General features: G+C 53.6%; 20 protein-coding genes. 10 read left to right on the plus strand and 10 right to left on the minus strand.

Annotation, left to right across the window (positions count from 1 at the left end):
- Positions 1 to 30 precede the first annotated feature (30 nt).
- Entirely contained in the window at positions 31 to 129 is a 99-nt protein-coding gene (locus tag E9531_RS18000; protein ID WP_425293602.1) for an IPTL-CTERM sorting domain-containing protein, read from the plus strand.
- A 246-nt stretch (positions 130 to 375) separates the two neighbouring features.
- On the opposite strand, the gene E9531_RS16295 is transcribed toward E9531_RS18000, so the two are convergent.
- The 5 genes from E9531_RS16295 to E9531_RS16315 form a co-directional block, all read right to left on the minus strand.
- Entirely contained in the window at positions 376 to 762 is a 387-nt protein-coding gene (locus tag E9531_RS16295; RefSeq protein ID WP_136574833.1) for a hypothetical protein, read from the minus strand.
- A 639-nt stretch (positions 763 to 1,401) separates the two neighbouring features.
- Positions 1,402 to 2,538: an alkene reductase gene (locus tag E9531_RS16300; RefSeq protein WP_136574834.1), complete on the minus strand. Its 1,137-nt coding sequence runs from the start codon at positions 2,536 to 2,538 to the stop codon at positions 1,402 to 1,404.
- Positions 2,539 to 2,625: 87 nt separating this feature from the next.
- Positions 2,626 to 3,234, minus strand: a complete 609-nt coding sequence (gene gstA, locus E9531_RS16305; RefSeq protein ID WP_136574835.1) for a glutathione transferase GstA — start codon at positions 3,232 to 3,234, stop codon at positions 2,626 to 2,628.
- A gap of 345 nt (positions 3,235 to 3,579) precedes the next feature.
- A complete protein-coding gene (locus E9531_RS16310; protein ID WP_136574836.1) occupies positions 3,580 to 4,569 on the minus strand; it encodes a Bug family tripartite tricarboxylate transporter substrate binding protein in 990 nt (329 codons plus the stop codon).
- 39 nt (positions 4,570 to 4,608) lie between these two features.
- On the minus strand, positions 4,609 to 5,241 hold the full coding sequence (locus tag E9531_RS16315; protein WP_136574837.1) for an RraA family protein: 633 nt from the start codon (positions 5,239 to 5,241) through the stop codon (positions 4,609 to 4,611).
- Between the two features lie 132 nt (positions 5,242 to 5,373).
- Here E9531_RS16315 and E9531_RS16320 point away from each other — a divergent pair, with 132 nt between their 5' ends.
- The 7 genes from E9531_RS16320 to E9531_RS16350 all read left to right on the plus strand — a co-directional run bounded on the left by E9531_RS16320 (position 5,374) and on the right by E9531_RS16350 (position 12,573).
- Positions 5,374 to 6,315, plus strand: a complete 942-nt coding sequence (locus E9531_RS16320; protein WP_136574838.1) for a LysR family transcriptional regulator — start codon at positions 5,374 to 5,376, stop codon at positions 6,313 to 6,315.
- A 153-nt stretch (positions 6,316 to 6,468) separates the two neighbouring features.
- The gene (mnmG, locus tag E9531_RS16325; protein ID WP_136574839.1) at positions 6,469 to 8,463 is read left to right on the plus strand and encodes a tRNA uridine-5-carboxymethylaminomethyl(34) synthesis enzyme MnmG; all 1,995 of its coding nucleotides are present in this window, start codon (positions 6,469 to 6,471) and stop codon (positions 8,461 to 8,463) included.
- Positions 8,463 to 9,134 (plus strand): 16S rRNA (guanine(527)-N(7))-methyltransferase RsmG, encoded by a 672-nt coding sequence (gene rsmG, locus E9531_RS16330; protein WP_136574840.1) that lies wholly within the window; start codon positions 8,463 to 8,465, stop codon positions 9,132 to 9,134. Before mnmG ends, rsmG begins: the two co-directional genes overlap by 1 nt.
- A gap of 84 nt (positions 9,135 to 9,218) precedes the next feature.
- On the plus strand, positions 9,219 to 10,070 hold the full coding sequence (locus tag E9531_RS16335; protein ID WP_136574841.1) for a ParA family protein: 852 nt from the start codon (positions 9,219 to 9,221) through the stop codon (positions 10,068 to 10,070).
- A gap of 43 nt (positions 10,071 to 10,113) precedes the next feature.
- Entirely contained in the window at positions 10,114 to 10,671 is a 558-nt protein-coding gene (locus E9531_RS16340) for an RBBP9/YdeN family alpha/beta hydrolase (RefSeq protein WP_136574842.1), read from the plus strand.
- Between the two features lie 28 nt (positions 10,672 to 10,699).
- Positions 10,700 to 11,644: a ParB/RepB/Spo0J family partition protein gene (locus E9531_RS16345; protein ID WP_136574843.1), complete on the plus strand. Its 945-nt coding sequence runs from the start codon at positions 10,700 to 10,702 to the stop codon at positions 11,642 to 11,644.
- Between the two features lie 20 nt (positions 11,645 to 11,664).
- A complete protein-coding gene (locus tag E9531_RS16350; RefSeq protein ID WP_211343471.1) occupies positions 11,665 to 12,573 on the plus strand; it encodes a DMT family transporter in 909 nt (302 codons plus the stop codon).
- A 67-nt stretch (positions 12,574 to 12,640) separates the two neighbouring features.
- Here the strand turns inward: E9531_RS16350 and ada are convergent, their stop codons facing one another.
- From ada to E9531_RS16375, 5 genes are all read right to left on the minus strand, one after another.
- A complete protein-coding gene (ada, locus tag E9531_RS16355) occupies positions 12,641 to 13,702 on the minus strand; it encodes a bifunctional DNA-binding transcriptional regulator/O6-methylguanine-DNA methyltransferase Ada (RefSeq protein WP_136574844.1) in 1,062 nt (353 codons plus the stop codon).
- A gap of 96 nt (positions 13,703 to 13,798) precedes the next feature.
- Complete coding sequence (locus tag E9531_RS16360) at positions 13,799 to 15,211, minus strand: L-lactate permease (RefSeq protein WP_136574845.1); 1,413 nt, start codon at positions 15,209 to 15,211, stop codon at positions 13,799 to 13,801.
- 72 nt (positions 15,212 to 15,283) lie between these two features.
- Positions 15,284 to 15,796: a methylated-DNA--[protein]-cysteine S-methyltransferase gene (gene ogt, locus E9531_RS16365; protein WP_136574846.1), complete on the minus strand. Its 513-nt coding sequence runs from the start codon at positions 15,794 to 15,796 to the stop codon at positions 15,284 to 15,286.
- 281 nt (positions 15,797 to 16,077) lie between these two features.
- On the minus strand, positions 16,078 to 16,293 hold the full coding sequence (locus E9531_RS16370; protein ID WP_136574847.1) for a CsbD family protein: 216 nt from the start codon (positions 16,291 to 16,293) through the stop codon (positions 16,078 to 16,080).
- Positions 16,294 to 16,489: 196 nt separating this feature from the next.
- A complete protein-coding gene (locus E9531_RS16375) occupies positions 16,490 to 17,482 on the minus strand; it encodes a helix-turn-helix transcriptional regulator (protein WP_136574848.1) in 993 nt (330 codons plus the stop codon).
- Positions 17,483 to 17,586: 104 nt separating this feature from the next.
- On the opposite strand from E9531_RS16375, the gene E9531_RS16380 reads away from it, so the two are divergent.
- Both E9531_RS16380 and E9531_RS16385 read left to right on the plus strand, forming a co-directional pair.
- The gene (locus tag E9531_RS16380; RefSeq protein ID WP_136574849.1) at positions 17,587 to 18,384 is read left to right on the plus strand and encodes an IPTL-CTERM sorting domain-containing protein; all 798 of its coding nucleotides are present in this window, start codon (positions 17,587 to 17,589) and stop codon (positions 18,382 to 18,384) included.
- A 124-nt stretch (positions 18,385 to 18,508) separates the two neighbouring features.
- Positions 18,509 to 18,796 carry a GNAT family N-acetyltransferase gene (locus E9531_RS16385; RefSeq protein ID WP_136574850.1) on the plus strand — a complete coding sequence of 96 codons (288 nt, stop codon included), beginning with the start codon at positions 18,509 to 18,511 and terminating at the stop codon, positions 18,794 to 18,796.
- The last annotated feature ends 2 nt before the right edge of the window (positions 18,797 to 18,798 follow it).

Here is an 18,798-nt window from a genome sequence, read left to right on the forward strand (position 1 = left end):
GCTGCTGTGGCTGCCCCCACGGTGCAGCCGGTGCCAGGCTTAGGCACGTGGGCTTTGGCGGCACTGGCGCTGCTGATGGCCTGTGCGGCTGGCGCACGGCCTTGGCGCCGCGCTAAGGTGAGGGGTTGAGGGATGGGTTGAGAGATGTAATGACCATTCGTTGAAAAGATACCGGGTTTGGTTCTAAAACCTGGTACTTCAAAGCTTGGTATTTTGTGTTTGACGCGGTACAACACTGGCGCTCACCGTTCACGCCGTACACAACAGCAGCTTTTACGCTGCTGTTGTCGTTTATGGCTTGCCAAACTGTAAACCCTTTCGTCAAGCCACTACAACCGTGTTTAAAGCTGTTCTTAGATGGGCATAGCACTTTGATCAGGATTTTTGAAGTTTGCCCTTTGGACAGGCCTTAGTACCCGTTTTTGCCGGTTTCTTTGCTTTTGCACCAAGTTTGATTTGTTGCGCTGCTTTTAAAACCCCGTTTTTTGAACCGCGCATGGTCCATTCATTGCATTGCATGCACTTCTCTACGATGGCTATATTTTTTGAATAAAAAAGAAATAATGGTAGTAGTAAAGCCCAGATTATTCTGTGGATAACTTTATTTTTCTTTTTAAAAACATGGTTTTGCTGATTTGACAAGCGTGTGTGGTGAACCCTTGTCATCGATGCTTTGAATTGGGGATAACTCAGCAGTTTGGTTGATTGGGCACTTCTATCCCCAAAGCGTACAAGTGCGATCCTTGCGGTTATCCACAGCATGTTGTGCATTAAGCGTGCTGAATGCCTGTTGGCAAAGGCCGCTGGTTGCTGTTTTCAACCATTTCAATGGCGGTTGAACTTTTAAAAAAGAATTGTGTACAGCCCAAATGGTTTTATGTGTCATGACTCGTCATCGGGCGTGGACACATTGCCGTTGTTGGCCGCAAATCAATAGTTCTGTTTAGGCATACCGGCGGGGTAGGTTTTTGCCTGTGAATAGACAGATACGTTTCGTTCCTGAACGTTGTGTGCGGCCGAATTTTAAAAAATGCAGGTGCCGACTACGACTGCTAAACATTTGAATAAAGAAGAAGTAATCGTAGTAGTAAAGGACCTGTTTTTCTGTGGATAACTTGGTTTTCCATTTTAAAAACAATTATTTAGGATTCTGCTAAGTATGTGCAGCGAAGGGGGGTGGCCGTGTCACAGAATTGGGGATAACTTCTGCTGGGCTGAGAAAGGCCATCGTCATCCCCAAACCATGCAGGTGTCATCCCAATACTTATCCACAGCTTGTTATGGTGTGTTTTGATCTGGCCCGTTGCATTGCTGCGGTAGATGCATAAAAAAAGCAGCCCATGAAGGCTGCTTTTTGACCGGTCGGTTTAAACCAGTGCTGGTGGTGGGCATGATTGGTGTTTAGCCGTTGGATTGCCCACTGGTTTGCTGCAGACTGGGGTAATCGGTGTAGCCTGCGGCATCTCCACCGCCGTATAGGCGTTTTGGGTCTGGTGCGTTGAGCGGAGCGTTTTGCGCAAAGCGTGCGACCAAATCTGGGTTGGCAATAAATGGTCTGCCAAAGGCAACCAAATCGGCTTTGCCAGCATTGAGTACGGCCTCTGCATAGTCTTTGTCGTAGCTGTTGTTGACCATCCATGCTGCTTTTCCACCTGCTTGCTGGTAGGCTTGGCGCGCAGCGTCGTAATCGAATGGCCGGTCTTGCAGTTCGCGTGGGCCACCGGTGGCGCCTTCAATGATGTGGATGTAAGCCAGCGGGAACGCCGTGAGTTTTTGCAGCACGTAGGTGAACAAGGGTTGCGGATCGGCGTCGACAATACCGTTGGCTGGCGTGACAGGAGAGAGGCGAATGCCGGTTTTTCCTGCGCCGATTTCATGGGTAATGGCTTGCACGACTTCGAGTAAAAAACGTGCACGGTTTTCAATACTGCCGCCGTAGGCGTCGGTGCGCTGGTTCGCACCGGTTTTGAGGAACTGGTCAATCAAATAGCCATTGGCAGCATGGATTTCTACGCCATCAAAACCGGCTTTGATGGCGGCAGCGGCAGCTTTGACGTAGTCTTGAACGATGCCGGGAATTTCCTCCAGCGTCAGTGCGCGTGGAGCTGAAGTTGGTTCAAAGTGGCCTTGCCCATCGGCTTCAACCAGGTATGTTTTGGCTTCAGCTTGAATGGCTGAAGGAGCGACTGGCGCGCCTTCATCAGGCTGCAGGCGGTGGTGAGAAATGCGGCCCACATGCCAGAGCTGAGTGACGATTTTTCCACCTTGGGTGTGCACCGCGTCAGTGACTTTTTTCCAGCCTTCAATTTGCTCTGGGGCGTACAAGCCGGGGACGTTGGCATAGCCCTGACCCTGGTGGCTGATGGCCGTGGCTTCACTGATGATCAGCCCTGCAGTGGCGCGCTGGCTGTAGTACAGCACGTTGAGGTCATTGGGGATTGCGTTTGGTGAACGGTTGCGCGTGAGCGGTGCCATCACGATGCGGTTGGCCAGGGTGATGTCACCTGCGGTAAAGGGCGTGAACAGCGTTTGGGACATGGTCGATGAGGTCAAAAAAAGAAAGAGAGGCTGCCGAAGTGGGCCTGACACACAGGGCGGCAAGAAGCCACTGTTGGCAGGCGGTGTTTACTTGAGCAGGCCTTCGGCTTGGAGGGCTGCTTGTACGGCGGGGCGGGCAGCAATGCGAGCAGAGTGCGCTTGCACATGCGCGAAGGCACTCAGATCAAGGCCGACATGCTGTGCCCAGGAGGTGACAACAAACAAATACGCATCAGCGACGCTGAAGGTGTTGTTGGCGATGTACGCGTCGCTGCTGAGCAGGCTATCGATGTATTGATAGCGGTTGCGCAGCTTGTCTTTTGCTGCGGCTTTGGTTTCTTCAGTGGCTGCAGGGTTGAACAGGGGCGAGAAGTTTTTATGCAGTTCTGTGCCAATCAGATTCAAACGGCTTTGCACCAGCGCACGTTCAAACGTGCCATTGGCGGGGGCGAGTTGCTTGTCTGGCACTTGATCGGCAATGTATTGCACGATGGCTGGCCCTTCGACCAGTCGGCGACCATCATCGAGTTCAAGAACCGGGACATAGCCTAGCGGGTTGATGGTGTAGAAGTCTGTTCCATCTTTGAGTTTGTGCGTTTTGGTGCTGGTGAAAACCAGTTCATGGGCCAAACCTGCTTCTTGCAAAATGATGTGTGGAGACAGAGAGCAGGCCCCTGGGCTGTAGTAAAGCTTCATAAAAACACCTTGAGTTCAACAGTGATGGATGGGGTCAACGTGGTTTTGGGCTATGCCTGTAACCCATGTTGACGGGAATCCCATGTGCGTGGATGCACTGCAGCCATAGGCTGTGCAGGCACTGCTGAAAATAATAGCTTGTAATGCTTTTTCATGCTTTAGCAGTGCTATGCATGGTTTTGTCTGCCATGGTATGGCGCTTTTCATGCGTGTTGCATCCATGTGTTTTTGATGTGCTTTACGGGCTGCACAAAGAAAAAAGCCCTCCATCAGGAGGGCTCTTGACCTGTGCCACAGGTGCTTGCCTGTGTATCGGTCCTAAACACGTTCTAAGGGGCTGCAGGTTTATTCCACTGTCGCACCGGACTCTTTAACCAAGATGGCAAAGCGATCAATTTCGCTGACAAAGAAGTCCTCGAATGACTGCACAGAGCCGCCTGCAACCACAGCGCCAAAGTCTTGCAGACGGCCTTTGATGTTGTCATCTTTCAAGGCATTGTTGATGGCAGTGTTGAGCTTTTCGACGATCTCAGCTGGCGTGCCTGCAGGAGCAGCAATGCCATACCAAGCGGCCGCTTCAAAGTCTTTGTAGCCCAGTTCTTCAAATGTTGGAACGTCGGGCAAACCTGGCAGGCGCTGTGCAGCGGCAACAGCCAATGCTTTGAGTGAGCCACTCTTGATATGTGGCATGGAGCCGGTGTCGAGCATGAAGTCCAGATGGCCTGCAATCAGGTCAGCGGCAGCAGGGCCGGAGCCCCGGTAAGGAATATGTGTGACTTCAACACCTGTAGCTTTGATGAACATGGAGCCTGCAAGGTGTTGCGAGGAACCATTGCCGGCTGATCCGTACGAGAGTGTGCCGGGTTTGTTTTTGGCGGCCTGAACAATATCTGCAACCGATTTGAAGGGCGAATCTTTTGGCACCACCAAAATGTTGGGCACGGTGGCAACCTGTGCGACTGGCGCAAAATCCTTCACGGGTTTGAAGGGTAAAGTTTTATAGAGATTGGGATTGATGGCGTTGGTGCTGCTGGTGGCCATGAGCAGGCTGTAGCCATCGGGGCGTTCGCGTACGAATGCACCAGTACCAATGTTGCCGCCTGCTCCGGGCTTGTTATCGACCACCACGGGTTGGCCCAATTCGGTGGCGATGTGTTGGCCCAAAAGGCGTGTGATGACATCGGTTGCACCGCCTGGTGCCCAAGGCACAGTGATTTTGATGGGTTTGCTGGGATAGCTGCTTGTGTCGGCAAATGCTGTGCCGATGGTAGCGCAACCAAGGCCCAATGCGGCACCAAGGGAAAGGAGGTGACGGCGTGTGGTTGTTAAAGACATGGAAAGTCTCCTGAATAAGGTGTTATAGGGATGGCGCAATCAAATGCCTGCGCTTTGCAACACGGCGTTAAGCCAGGCTTGGTCGCGGTTGCCAGTGGCAATTTCTTGTTTGATGCCCTCTTCTTTGGCTTGTGTTTTTGCAATAGCAGCCAGTAGTGCAGGTGCTTGGGAAGGGGCGAAGCTGACTACGCCGTCTTCGTCTCCGACAATGATGTCGCCAGACTCAATGACTTGCCCACCCACGCTGACTGGAACATTCAAGGCGCCGGGGCCAAGCTTGTAAGGGCCGCGGTGCACGACTGAGCGCGCATAGCAAGGAAAGTCCGCTTCGTAGAAAGCGGCGCTGTCGCGAATGGCGCCATCAATCACAAAACCAGCACAGCCATGGGCCTGGGCATAGAGCATGATCAGCTCACCAACCAAGGCATTGGAGTCGTTGCCTGCACCATCAATTACCAACACTTGGCCGGGCTGCAATTGCGTCAATGCTTTGTAGATGTAGAGGTTGTCGCCGGGTCTGCATTTGATGGTGAGGGCCGTACCCACCAGCTTTTTGCTTTTGTGAAAGCGTTGCAGGCCCACGATGCCGGACATCCGTTGCAGGTTGTCGCTGATATGGGGTGTGACGATGTCGGCAAATTGTTTGGCAAGTTCTAAAGTGCTGTCAGACATGGAGGAAAACGAGAAATTGGGATATGTCGATTCTGATGAAAACAGCGGTGAAAGAAAAACGAGAAATATTGATAAGGAAGCTTCGTAAAATGTGATGCTTCTAGGGCTTACCCGAATAACGATTGCACGCCTATGTGGACATACAAACAGCTCGAAGCCGTTTACTGGATTCACCGATTGGGAGGTTTTGCTGCTGCGGCAGAGCACCTGCATACCACCCAATCGGCGATTTCAAGGCGTGTGCGCGAATTGGAGGAACAGGTGGACACAAGCCTGTTCGACCGCACGGCACGTGCCGCACAACTGACAGAAAAAGGACAAGAGTTGGTGGTACTTGCAGGGCAGTTGCTGGCCCAGCGAGACGCGGCCTTAGAGCAATTTTTGCAAAACCATGTGGTGCAAAGGCGGGTGCGTATTGGTGTGACAGAACTGACAGCCATGACGTGGTTGTCGCAGTGGGTGACTCGCATTCAACGCCATTACCCTAAATTAGAACTGATCCCCCATGTGGATACCAGCGTGGCATTGCACCGTGAACTGCTTCACGAACGTCTGGACTTGGTCGTGGTGCCCGATGCGTTCTCTGACGCAGGTGTGGTGACTACGCCATTGACTGCAGTGGCCAATGTCTGGGCAGCCAAACCCGGGCTGGTGCCACAAGGTAAGCTGCTTGAGCCTACTGAATTGACGCAATACAGGCGCATTGTGCAAGGTGATAGATCGGGCTCAGGAATTTACTATGCCCGCTGGTTGCAGAAGTACGACTTGCATGCGAAAGCGGAATTTGAGACCAGCAATTTATTGGCATTGATCGGGCTACTCAATGTAGGGGTAGGAATTGGTTATTTACCGCGCCAGTGCTTGGAGCCTTTCTTTCGGCAAGGGTATTTGGAAGAGATTGCATTAACTGACCCATTACCGCCAATGCATTACGTTGCATTGCAAAACGCCAACCATGCCAGTGGGGTGATTTCTTCTATTGCAGCATTGGCACAAGAGTGCTGTGACTATTCCAGTTTGTTCCAGCACGGTGGTAAGGCTGCCTCGGTTTCGCACCTCAATTTGCTTGGCTGAAATAAGCGTGTTTCACGTGAAACAGTGATGTATGAGCGAGCGCTGCATGCATCGTTTTCTGTACGATCTGTGCCGCGTCAGCCCGATTGATGCGGCTTCGGTAAAATGGCGTTTTTGCATACTGAGGCGCATAGTTTGACGGCGCCTTTAATCATGGCTGAAACCGCATCCCCCTATATCTATCCCCAAGAGTTTGATGTCATTGTTGTTGGCGGTGGCCACGCTGGCACTGAAGCGGCATTGGCCGCTGCGCGCATGGGCAGTAAAACGCTGCTGCTGTCGCACAACATCGAGACATTGGGACAAATGAGCTGCAATCCTTCCATTGGGGGCATTGGCAAGGGCCATTTGGTTAAGGAAGTGGACGCCTTGGGAGGTGCCATGGCGCTGGCTGCGGATGAGGGAGGTATTCAGTTCAGAACCCTCAACAGCAGCAAAGGCCCTGCAGTGCGGGCAACGCGCGCGCAGGCAGACCGTATTTTGTATAAAGCGGCCATTCGTCGCATGCTGGAGAACCAACCGAATCTATGGTTGTTCCAACAGGCGGTAGACGACTTGATATTAGAGGGCGATCGTGTGGTGGGGGCGGTGACCCAAGTGGGGATTCGCTTTCGCTCGCGCACGGTAGTGCTCACTGCTGGGACGTTTTTGGATGGGCGTATTCACGTTGGGCTTAACAATTATCAAGCAGGTCGGGCGGGAGATCCGCCTGCGGTGTCTTTGTCTGCACGGCTGAAAGAGCTGCAGTTGCCCCAAGGGCGTTTGAAAACTGGAACGCCGCCTCGCTTAGATGGCCGTACGATTGACTTCAGCAAGTGCACCGAGCAACCCGGTGATGGTGTGCCTGGAGGGGACAACCCGGATCATCTGCCAGTTTTCAGTTTCATGGGAAATCGTGCAATGCACCCCCGGCAAATTTCTTGCTGGATCACGCATACCAATACCCAAACCCACGACATTATTCGCAGTGGGTTTGATCGCAGCCCTATGTTTACCGGCAAGATTGAAGGGGTTGGGCCGCGTTATTGCCCTAGTGTGGAAGACAAAATTAACCGTTTTGCGGACAAAGACAGCCATCAAATTTTCTTGGAACCGGAGGGGTTGGATACCCATGAGGTGTACCCCAATGGCATTTCCACCAGCTTGCCATTTGATATTCAATATGCGTTGGTGCGCTCCATGCCCGGTTTAGAGAATTGCCATATCTTGCGCCCAGGCTATGCCATTGAATATGATTATTTTGACCCGCGTTCGCTCAAGAGTAGTTTTGAAACACGCCAAATTCAAGGCCTGTTTTTTGCCGGGCAAATCAATGGAACAACGGGTTATGAAGAAGCTGCGGCACAGGGCTTGTTTGCTGGTTTGAATGCCGCGTTGCAGGCGCAAGAAAAAGAGGCTTGGCTGCCGCGCCGCGATGAAGCCTACCTTGGCGTTTTGGTCGATGACCTCATTACCAAAGGAGTGACGGAGCCTTACCGCATGTTCACCAGCCGTGCGGAATACCGCCTGCAACTGCGTGAAGACAATGCTGATTTGCGTTTGACCGAAACAGGCCGCAAACTGGGCTTGGTTGATGATGCCCGTTGGGATGCCTTCTGCCGTAAGCGTGATGCCATTGATATGGAAACTGCCCGTTTGAAAGCCACATGGGTAACGCCGCGAACTTTGCCAAAAGAGGAGAGTGAGCGGGTGCTCGGCAAAGCCATCGAACATGAATACAACCTATTTGATCTGTTGCGCCGCCCCGGCGTGACTTATGCAGATTTGATGAGTTTCCAACCATTGCCTGACAGCAAAGTGCAGATTAGCGACGATGCTGTTTCACGTGAAACATTGGGCGAGATGGTTGAAGCTGTGGTGGAGCAGGTTGAGATTGTGGCGAAGTACAGCGGCTACATTGACCGTCAAAAAGAAGAAGTGGAAAAATCGCTTCACTTTGAAAACTTGCTGTTGCCAGAAAATTTGGACTACAGCCAGGTGGCTGCATTGTCTTTTGAGGTGCGTCAAAAACTCACCAAGCATAAGCCGCAAACCTTGGGGCAAGCATCTCGTATTTCAGGGATTACGCCTGCGGCAATTTCCCTTCTGTTGATTCATTTGAAAAAAATGGGCAAACGTTGGGCTGCAGCAGATGAGGTGAGTAACTGATGGCGTCAAATACTCTTACCTTGGCCCAAATGCTCGAACAAGGGGCGCACGCTTTGGGGGTGCCGCTTGATGCAGGGCAACAGGCGCAGTTACTGCACTATGTGGAACTGTTGCAAAAATGGAACAAGGTGTACAACCTCACGGCAGTGCGCGATCCGCAAGAGATGATGCGCTTGCATTTGCTGGACTGTTTGGCAGTAGTCCGGCCGTTTCAAGTTGCCCTGCAAAAATTACAAGAGCTTGGTCTGCCTGCACAAGTATTGGATGTGGGCGCCGGTGGTGGTTTGCCTGGCGTGGTACTGGCGATCTGTTGTCCACAGGTGCATGTTCAGTGTGTCGATGCAGTGGCCAAAAAAATGGCCTTTGTACGTCAAGCTGGTGCAGAGTTGAAATTGCCGAATTTACAGGCGACGCATGCCCGGGTTGAGTCTTTAGGAAAAATCTACAGTCTGATTACGTCAAGGGCGTTTGCCAGTTTGAGCGATTTTGTTGGTTTGACCACGCCATTGCTGCATCCGCAAGGGGTTTGGATGGCCATGAAAGGCAAGCACCCGCAGGATGAAATACTGGCTTTGCCAAGCCATGTGAATGTGTTTCACGTGGAACAGTTGCAAATTCCTGAAGTGGATGCGGAACGTTGCCTTGTTTGGATGCGGACATCGAATGCTTAAATCTGACAATTGAATTCATTGTCGTAAGCAATACGGCTATGATCAGCCGCTGATCACGAGTGAGTTGGATAACAGGACGGGAAAATGGCGCAAATCTACTGTGTAGCAAACCAAAAGGGCGGGGTGGGTAAAACCACCACGACTGTCAACCTGGCCGCTGCATTGGCAGCAATAGAGCAGCGGGTGTTGCTGATTGACCTTGATCCACAAGGCAATGCCACCATGGGGTGCGGTGTGGATAAACGAGCATTGCCACATTCGGTTTACGACGTGCTGTTGGGCAATTGCACTGCAGTGCAAGCGATGCAGAGTTCACCGGCGGCCTCATTTCAGGTGATTGGTGCCAACCGTGATTTGGCGGGCGCTGAGATTGAACTGGTCAGTATGGAACAGCGCGAGAACCGCTTGCGCAATGCGCTGGCCGATGTGCAAGAACAGTTCGATTTCATTTTGATTGATTGTCCGCCATCACTAGGATTGCTGACGCTCAATGGGCTGTGCATGGCAAAGGGCGTAATCGTCCCTATGCTGTGCGAATACTATGCGCTGGAAGGGTTGACCGACCTGGTCAACAGCATTAAGCAAGTGCACGCCAATTTGAACCGCGATTTGAAAATCATCGGGATCTTGCGGGTCATGTTTGATACACGCGTGACGCTGCAGCAGCAAGTCAGCGAAGAGCTCAAGCAGCATTTTGGCGATAAGGTCTTTGAGACCATTATTCCGCGCAATGTGCGGCTGGCTGAGGCGCCTAGCCATGGTTTGCCGGGTGTGGTCTATGACCCCAGTGCCAAAGGTAGCAAGGCATTTTTGGAGTTCGCTGAAGAACTGGTTGTTCGCAATGGAGGCAAACTCCCTAAAAATGGGACCAAGGTAACGAAAGCGGCGACCAGTCATGCGGTCCCCATTGGGCTGGTGAAGCCTTCTTCTTCCTGATTTAAGAACGTAAACACGTTCTAAGTGCTCTACAGGCATGTATATGACTTCTGCTTCTTCACTGGCTGTGTTCTTGCTTCCCGGGTGGCAGAACTCTGATGCGCAGCACTGGCAAAGCCGTTGGGAGGCTTTGTACGGGTACACCCGTGTGCAACAGCACGATTGGAATCACCCCAAGAGTGGGGATTGGCAAATCCAGCTGGAAGAGGCCGTGCTGGCCACGCCTGAGCAGCAAAAAATTGTGCTGGTTGCCCATAGTTTAGGGTGCCAATTGGTGGCCCGGTGGGCCCACTATAGCCACCATGTCCACCGCGTTCAAGCGGCCTTGTTGGTGGCACCACCTGATACGCAAGCTGAACCGATTCACCATTTGCTGCCGACTTGGCAGCCTATTCCTACTGAACGCATACCGTTTACCAGTGCGGTTTTGGCCAGTCGCAATGACCCGTACTGCACCTTGGCACGAGCACAGTGGATGGCCGAGCATTGGGGCAGTCGGTTGGACGTGGTCGGCGATCTTGGCCATATCAACAGTGACAGTGGGTTGGGCGATTGGAGTGAAGGGCATAGCTGCCTGCAAGCGCTGATCAAGCAAGCCTAGACTTCAATAAGACACGAGGAGAATATCAATGGCAACAGCCAAAAAAACCAAAGGCCTGGGCCGCGGCCTGGAAGCCCTGTTGGGCCCCAAAGCCACTGAAGTGGCACAAACCGAATCGGCCTTTGCGCAAACCCATGGCACACCGCGTGAGTTGGCCTTGGAAGACCTCGTGCCCGGCCAGTACCAGCCCCGCACGCATATGGACGAAGGCGCGTTGTATGAGCTGGCAGAAAGCATTAAGAACCAAGGCATCATGCAGCCTTTGTTGGTGCGCCAACTCAGCAGTGGCGAGAACGCGGGGCGCTATGAAATCATTGCAGGCGAGCGGCGCTTCCGTGCCAGTAAATTAGCGGGCTTGGCCGTGGTGCCAGTGCTGGTGCGCGAGGTCGATGACCATGCCGCTGCAGCGATGGCGCTGATCGAAAACATGCAGCGTGAGGACTTGAACCCGCTGGAAGAGGCTAAGGGCTTGCAGCGTTTGGTGCAAGAGTTTGGTTTGACGCACGAGCAAGCCGCGCAAGCGGTAGGGCGTTCACGCAGCGCAGCCAGTAACTTGCTGCGATTGCTCAATCTGGCTGATCCTGTGCAAACCATGCTGATGGCCGGTGACATTGAAATGGGGCACGCCCGCGCTTTGTTGGCTTTGAGCAAGGCTGAGCAAATCACCGCAGGCAATGAGATTGCTGCAAAAAAACTCACCGTGCGTGAGGCGGAAAGCCTCGTCAAACGCGTGGCCCAAGGAAAAGGGACAGAAGGGGCGAAGAAAACCAGCAACCGCAAGAGTGGTGACGTCAAACGTGTTGAAGAAATCCTCTCTGATCTGTTGATGGCCGAGGTGGACATTCAAATCAAAAAGCGCCTGAAGAAGAAAAACGGCCAAGTGCAAGAGTCGGGCGAAATCCGCATTCCGTTTGCTTCACTTGACGTGCTCAATGGTGTGATTGAACGCATCAAAGGGCAACAAGAGTTCTGACATCACGATCCATTTTCACTATGGCTGATTTTCCGTCCATTGCGAGTGCAGAGGCCCTCGTCGAGCAGCGCAGAGCCAATTTACGGGGTGGGGCATGGATGGTCGCGGCCATGGCGGCCTTTGCTCTGGAAGATATGTTTGTCAAACGTGCTTCCCAGGGGATGCCCATTGCGCAGGTGCTCGTTCTGCTGGGGCTTGGTGGCATGTTGATTTTTGGGCTGATAACGCGTAGCAGCGGTCGTTCGGTGCTGGTGCCAGAGGTGCTTTCGCGCACGATGGCTGTTCGCGCTATTTTCGAGGTGACCGGGCGCTTGTTTTTCGTACTGGCATTGGCCTTGACCCCTTTATCATCGACGACAGTGATTTTGCAGGCTACGCCGTTGGTGGTGGTCGCAGCTGCAGCATGGCTCTTTGGCGAGCGCGTTGGATGGCAACGCTGGCTGGCCATTGTGGTGGGGTTGTGTGGCGTATTGGTGATTGTGCAACCTTGGAGTGATGGGTTTTCCCCTTTGGCCATTTTGGCCCTGATTGGCATGTTGGGTTTTGCTGGACGCGATCTGGCAAGCCGCCTTGCACCGGCCAGTTTAGGTGCCGCTGTGCTGGGGTTTTATGGGTATTTATCGGTGGTGGTTGCCGGTGTTGCGGTGGCGATCTATAAGCCAGCTGCATGGGTGTGGGGCGATGCGGTTGCACTGGGTGCTATTGTGTTGGCATCGGCTATTGGCACTACTGCGTACGCCAGCCTTATGAAAGCCATGCGCACAGGAGATGTTTCCGCTGTTACCCCGCTGCGTTATTCGCGCTTGTTGTTCGGTATTGGGTTGGGTGTCATTTTTTTTGGTGAGGCCTTGTCGCCAAGCACTTTTTGGGGCGCAGGGTTGATTGTGGTCTCGGGCTTGTTTACGCTGATGCGCGCGCCTGCACGCTGATCAAGGGCAGTGCAATAAGTTGAGCCAAGCACGTTGCTTGCTGCATGGTTGCTCAATGCGCCACGGCTCAAGTTTTGGCCTCGCGGCGCAGCAGTTCGCGTTTGCGATCAACGCCCCAGCGGTAGCCTGAAATTTCGCCATTGCGCCGCACCACGCGGTGGCAAGGAATGGCCACCGCGATAGAGTTGGCCGCACAGGCTTGCGCGACCGCACGCACAGCCTTAGGCGCGCCAATGCGTTCGGCAATCTCGGCGTAGCTGACAGTTTCGCCTACTGGAATATCACGTAGCGCTTGCCACACACGCTGTTGAAACGCTGTGCCGCGTACATCTAGCGGCAAATTCAAGCCAATGCCGGGCGCTTCAATGAAGCCGACCACTTGAGCCACCAGTTGCTCGAAATCCCCATCGCCACCAATCAGCTCGGCTTTGGGAAATTGGTCTTGCAGATCGCGTACCAAACGGTCCGGGTCATCGCCCAACAAAATGGTGCAAATGCCGCGCTGGCTTTGTGCTACCAGAATCGACCCGAGCGCCGATTCGCCCACGGCAAACCGAATCACGGCGCCTACACCGCCTGCGCGGTATTCCTTGGCTCGCATGCCCAGCACCTGCTCGGAGGTTGCGTAAAACCGGCTGTTGGAATGAAAGCCTGCGCCATAGATGGCATCGGTCACCGTACCAGTGGCAGTATTCAATTCGTCACGTAATTTGCTGGCCCGGAAAGCGGTGGCATAGGCTTTGGGCGTCAAGCCAGTTTCAGCCTTGAAAACGCGATGAAAGTGAAATGGACTCATACCCGCCTGCTCGGCCAATGCATCCAGATGGGGTGAAGTTTCTGCTGTTTCGATTAAGCGGCAGCTCTGTGCGATCACAGCAGTGTGGATGCTCTTATTCTGTGCACGCTGACTGGGGCGGTAGCCAGCCGCTTCGGCCAACTGCGCAGAAGCGAAGAACTCCAAATTCTTTCGCTTGGGTATCCGTGCCGCAGAACTGGGGTGGCCATATACGCCTGTGGTTCGCGCCGCATAGACAAAATGACCGTCTGCAAGGCGGTCTCGTGTGCGTACAGCTTCCCAGCGTTCATTGTCCGTAGCGTAAGGGAAGGCGATTGAATGTTCGTCGCACATGGCGTTTCCGATTGGTTTTCATGAGAGGGGTCAGCGTAATCATGTTCTGAATGACAAAAAATCTGTTTCTTGCGGTCTGATTCGGCGCGATGCCAATCACCCGATGAGAATGTGGCCGACGCCCACAACGTTCACCACTGCCAGCACCGTGACCACGGTCAATGCCACCCACAGCACCATGGCTTGAATCCAGCGTCGTTGGTCTGATGCATCGCCACCAGCGAGTTGGATCGCCATTTCTACTTTGCCCGGCGAGGCCATCAACAAAAACGCTGCGGCAACGTTGTGCACGGCCATGAACCAGAGAACATGCACGCCAAGTGAACGGGCGATTTCGGCTTGGGTTGCCGCCAGCATGGCATTGGCCCCGCTGCCAGAACCAGTCACAAAGCCTCCTACAGCCCCCACAAAAGGAGCCGCTGCAAGATAGGCCGCGCCTGACTCAGCGAGTATTTTGGCCAAAAATGCAGCGATACCAGATACGGCCATCAGTACGCCCAGCACGATGAACAGTCCTGTAACGGGCGCAACTTTCGTCCACGATTGCCATGCGCGCTGTGCGGCCCCGTGCACCTGTTGACCACGGGCAAACCAAACCGTAGCAATGAAAAGCCACAGGGCAGGCGAGGCCATGTAGCGCCAGTGCTCGGACAGGCCCGCAGCGCGTACCCACCAACCAGCAACCAATACACCGCCAAGCAACACGGCGTAGCTTGCTAAAGCCCTTCGCCCCATGCGTTCTAGCGCAGGGCCGGGTGCTCTTTGCCGTCCTATCAGCAGGTGTAAGGCCACCATCACTAAACCACCTAGTGCACCAGCTGCTGCTGTGCCAAACAAACTATTCATAGCCCATACGGCAGCGGTCAGGGCCAAGCCTGAAAGAATGCCGTGGAATACGGCTTTGGTTCGACCTACGTTGGCGGTGGTGAGCCACGCTGCTACTACGCCAGTCGCTACGAAAGCAACGCTGTTAACGAGGGCCGAGGCAACGCCCAGGTCATGAAAAGTCAGATTAGACAAGGTTGCGCCGATCAGCGTGCCCGGCCCCATCGACCCCCAAGGGACTGCGCACAGGCCAAGCAAGCCCACGACGGCCACTTTGCGTGGAGGTAGCCCCAAGTGCGTGAGCAATGGGATGCCGATGGTGACGCCGATACCGAAGCCCGTTAGCGATTCAGCGAATGGCGTGACGCCATGTACCACCAGCAAGGTGGTCGCAACCCCCGGCTTGCAGCGGCCTTGCAACCAGCGGGCCAGTGCAGCTTGGCCACCTGTTTGATGCAATACCTCGGACAGCAGCAGCCCGCCCCCTACGATCAACAACACTTCTGTGACGACCGGCAGCCAGCGCAGTGTTAGCGCAGCGATGCTGGATGCGGGCACTGGAAATGCCAAGCTGATGGCCAGCAACGCGGCTGCAATACCGAGCAGGGCCGCATGGAGTGAGCGAACGCCTAAAGCCAGAGCAAAAATGGTGGCCAGAACGGGAAGTGCGCTCAGAAAGATCATCTAGGAAGACTGCCTGATAGTGGGTGTGGGTGGGCGTTCAAATATGCATTGTCTGGGCGATTCGCGTTGATGTCAGCGGCTTTCGTGTGCCAGCAGCCACTGCTTTCGGTGCAGCCCGCCGCCGTATCCAGTCAGCGAGGCGTTGCTGCCAATAACCCGGTGGCAAGGCACCACAATACCGATGGGGTTGGCGCCATTGGCCAAACCGACAGCCCTGACGGCTGTCGGGCGCCCAATCCGTGCTGCCAAGTCTCGGTAACTGATCGGTTTTCCGGCCGCAATACCCCGTAAGGCCGACCAGACCTGCCGCTGAAAATCCGTGCCACCCATGGCCACTTCGAGCGTAGCAATCGCGGCAATATCGCCATCGAAATAGGCCTGCAATGCGCAACTGGCTGGGGAAGGCGTGGCCCGCTCGTGCAGCGACAGTGTGGTGCCTTTGTATTGCCGACGCATCAAGAGATGCATGCGGTCTTCATAATCGTGCCAGTCAACGGCCCGTAGACGTTGCTGCTCGTCCGTGACCAAGAGCATGGCGCCCAAAGGCGAGGCGACTTTCTCGAGTTGCAAATGCAGAGTTGCCATGTTCAGCCGCGTTTTGCGGGAAGTGAAGTTGAGACGCTGGCTGCCGAACTGCGGATACGGCGCATCCATGAGTGGCATCACGCGCTGTGATACAGCGCCATCTTAGCCGCTCGGTCGATGTTGTTCATCTCCTCGCAACAGCATGTTCTGACATCTTAAAGGTGTGCAGAGATAGCGTTGCAGCAAGTGAGATTGCTCTGATGCAATTAAAAAAAGCCGCTGTGCAGCGGCTTCTCGTTTTATAGCCTCTCCTTTGCAGAAGAGCTGTATGGATTAATTGTTTAATCCCAGTGCGAATCAGGATGGGCTTTCTTCCATGCGTCAAATTGCTTTTGGGCTTCTTCCTTGGCAATACCTTGACGCTCTTGAATTTTGCCGATGAGCTGGTCTTTTTTGCCAGCAATCACATCCAGGTCATCGTCAGTGAGTTTGCCCCATTGCTCTTTGATTTTTCCTTTGAACTGTTTCCAATTGCCTTCGATTTGGTCTTTATTCATGGTGTTTCTCCTTGATAGTTACAACGAAGTTCAATAAGTGCCAGCCATATCGACTAACCACACCTATAGATTACTCGCCTGCGCGCTGACACAGGGTAGGAAGAGTGAGGCTATTCATGTCGGCTAAGGCCTACATGCCAAGTGGAAAGGCTAAAAAGCTTATCTGTTCAGGCTTGCGCTGCGGCGGTCAATCCTGCTACCAACTTGCAGCATGCAACGCTCGTGTTAACGCTACGACGTTTTGTATGCTCAGTTTTTCGTATACCTGCTGCAGGTGGTTGCGGGCTGTTGCTGGGGCAATGCACAAGGTTTTGGCAATGGTCTTGTAGTTCATGCCGCTTGCTGCCAGTTCAGCGACGGCGCGCTGGCGAGGGGCAAGGTGGTCAACCGGGGTGCTTGGTCGCAAGCGCACAAACAGCAAGTCTTTTTCAACGGTATGCAGCGCAGCCAGATGCTGGCCAATGTAGGGGCGCTTGTGGTGCAGCATCCAATCGAGCATAGGTGCAGGCAGTCGCGTCAAGGTTCGTGGCATAGACCATTGCGTGTCGAACAGCGCCTGGCAACCTGGTGACGCGTGGTAAATCACCCCGCTGGGATCTGCGATGAGCGCTTCATGCTGCATGGTGCTGCGCTGTTGCAGCTGCGGATGCATGTGTTGCAGGTGCAGTAAACGGTTTTGCTGCAAGGCCTGCATGAGGTGAGGCGTCAGCTGCCGCAGTAACTGGACTTCGTGTGGCTCTCCATGATCGTCTGCATGTGCCCTGAACAAGGAGATCCATTGTGAGAACCCGTCATGGCGGTTTTCAGCAGAAATGAGCACATTCGAAATGGCATGGCGTTGCTGAAACGCCAGATAGTCATGTGCTTGCGGGGCCTTGAAAAGGGTGGGGCAGTGAAAGCTCTCACAGACAACAGCCTGGCTGGCGGCAATGGTTGCTGCCGTATCCAAATGCTTGACTGCATCGTATTCCTGCAACATCTCGATGGATTGGTTGTGCAAATGGATGGTGTGTACATCCAGGCCCTGCTGCGGGATATACGTCGCAGAACCCCACATGCAGCTGTCAAACGGCAGGATCTGCTTGATGGTGTGCAGTGCAATATTCTGAAACTCCTCATGGGCGCTGTTGGTGGAGGCTCTGTAGAGCTGCAGCAATACCCTGCTGATGTCATCAAATTCAATGGGCATAGCGGATGGATGTGCTTTGGCAATAGTGCATTTGCATCATTTTGTTTGATGTGCATCAAATATATCTTCGCCTTTTTAACATTAAGTTAACAAGGTTGCAAACAATGCATTTCATCTCTTCTTTCATGGCTTACTCGCGCTGCAAAGCCGCTTTGCGCACCACAACCATGGCAGCACTCAGCGTATGCGCCATGACTGCTGCACATGCTGTGCCCTATGCGATTTACTACACCGGACAGGCCGTTGCTGAGAGTGGGACTGGTGACACCATGCCAGGAGCCACTGGTGGCGAATACCAAATTACTTTGGTATTTGACAATGGCAATGCGTCAACAGAAGAACAAGAGTGGCAGGCAGGTGATCTGCAATGCGTTATTTGGAAAATGCGGCGCCAAGGCTCCACCGTTTTTGAGCAAAACATGCGAGTAGAGCCCGCCACGCACCACTCAGGCTCCATCAAAACCGGTTCGAATGGGGCATTGACAGAGGTTTTCACTACCTTGTCACAGCAAGCGACGCCTTTGCCAGCCAATGCCTACACGTTGGTCAGCCCTCCCGTGCCTTCTGTGCCCGATTTGGATACATCCCTGACACCCTATTGGTTCATTCCGAATGTTCCCGGCACAAATGGTTTACTTGGTTATTCAGGGGTTTTTTATCTGTATTCCACCGGATTTGATGACGCGTCAGGCCAGGTGAGTACAGGTACGAACTTGACAGGCTGGAGCACTACGCCAACACGTTTTCGCTCAACAAGCTGTGCTGGCCAGCCTTTGCTTGCTGTGGCACCTCAATATACCGCTGCGAAGCCGGTGCCTACGCTCGGTGAATGGGCTCTGATAGGGCTATCGTCCTTGCTGGCTCTTATGGGCCTGCGTCGTGTACGTTGCCGTAGGGTTTGAGAGCAGGGGCAGAGTCTTTCCTCTATGCTTGCGACTTACGGTTGAAAATAGCGTGTACGCAGGCGTGCTATGTGCGAAACGATGGCATGCCATATGGTTTGTTGTGAATTCAAGAGGTTTGCCTATGTCCTTCCCCATTGCCCATATTGAAAACGAGCAGCGTCGTGGTTTTTTCATTGAACAAGCAGGAAAAACCGTGGCTGAGATGACCTACAGCCGTGTTAACGACAAGCTCATCATCATCGACCACACGGTGGTTGATGACAGTTTGAGTGGACAAGGCGTGGCGCGCAGCCTGCTGGATGCTTTGGTGGCTTGGGCGCGTGAGAGCAACACCAAAGTGTTGGCTACCTGCCCCTATGCGATTGCACAATTCAATAAAGACCCTTCCATTGCTGATGTGCGCGGGTGAGT

The sequence above is a fragment of the Lampropedia puyangensis genome, from assembly GCF_004833285.1.
GTDB lineage: Bacteria > Pseudomonadota > Gammaproteobacteria > Burkholderiales > Burkholderiaceae_C > Lampropedia > Lampropedia puyangensis.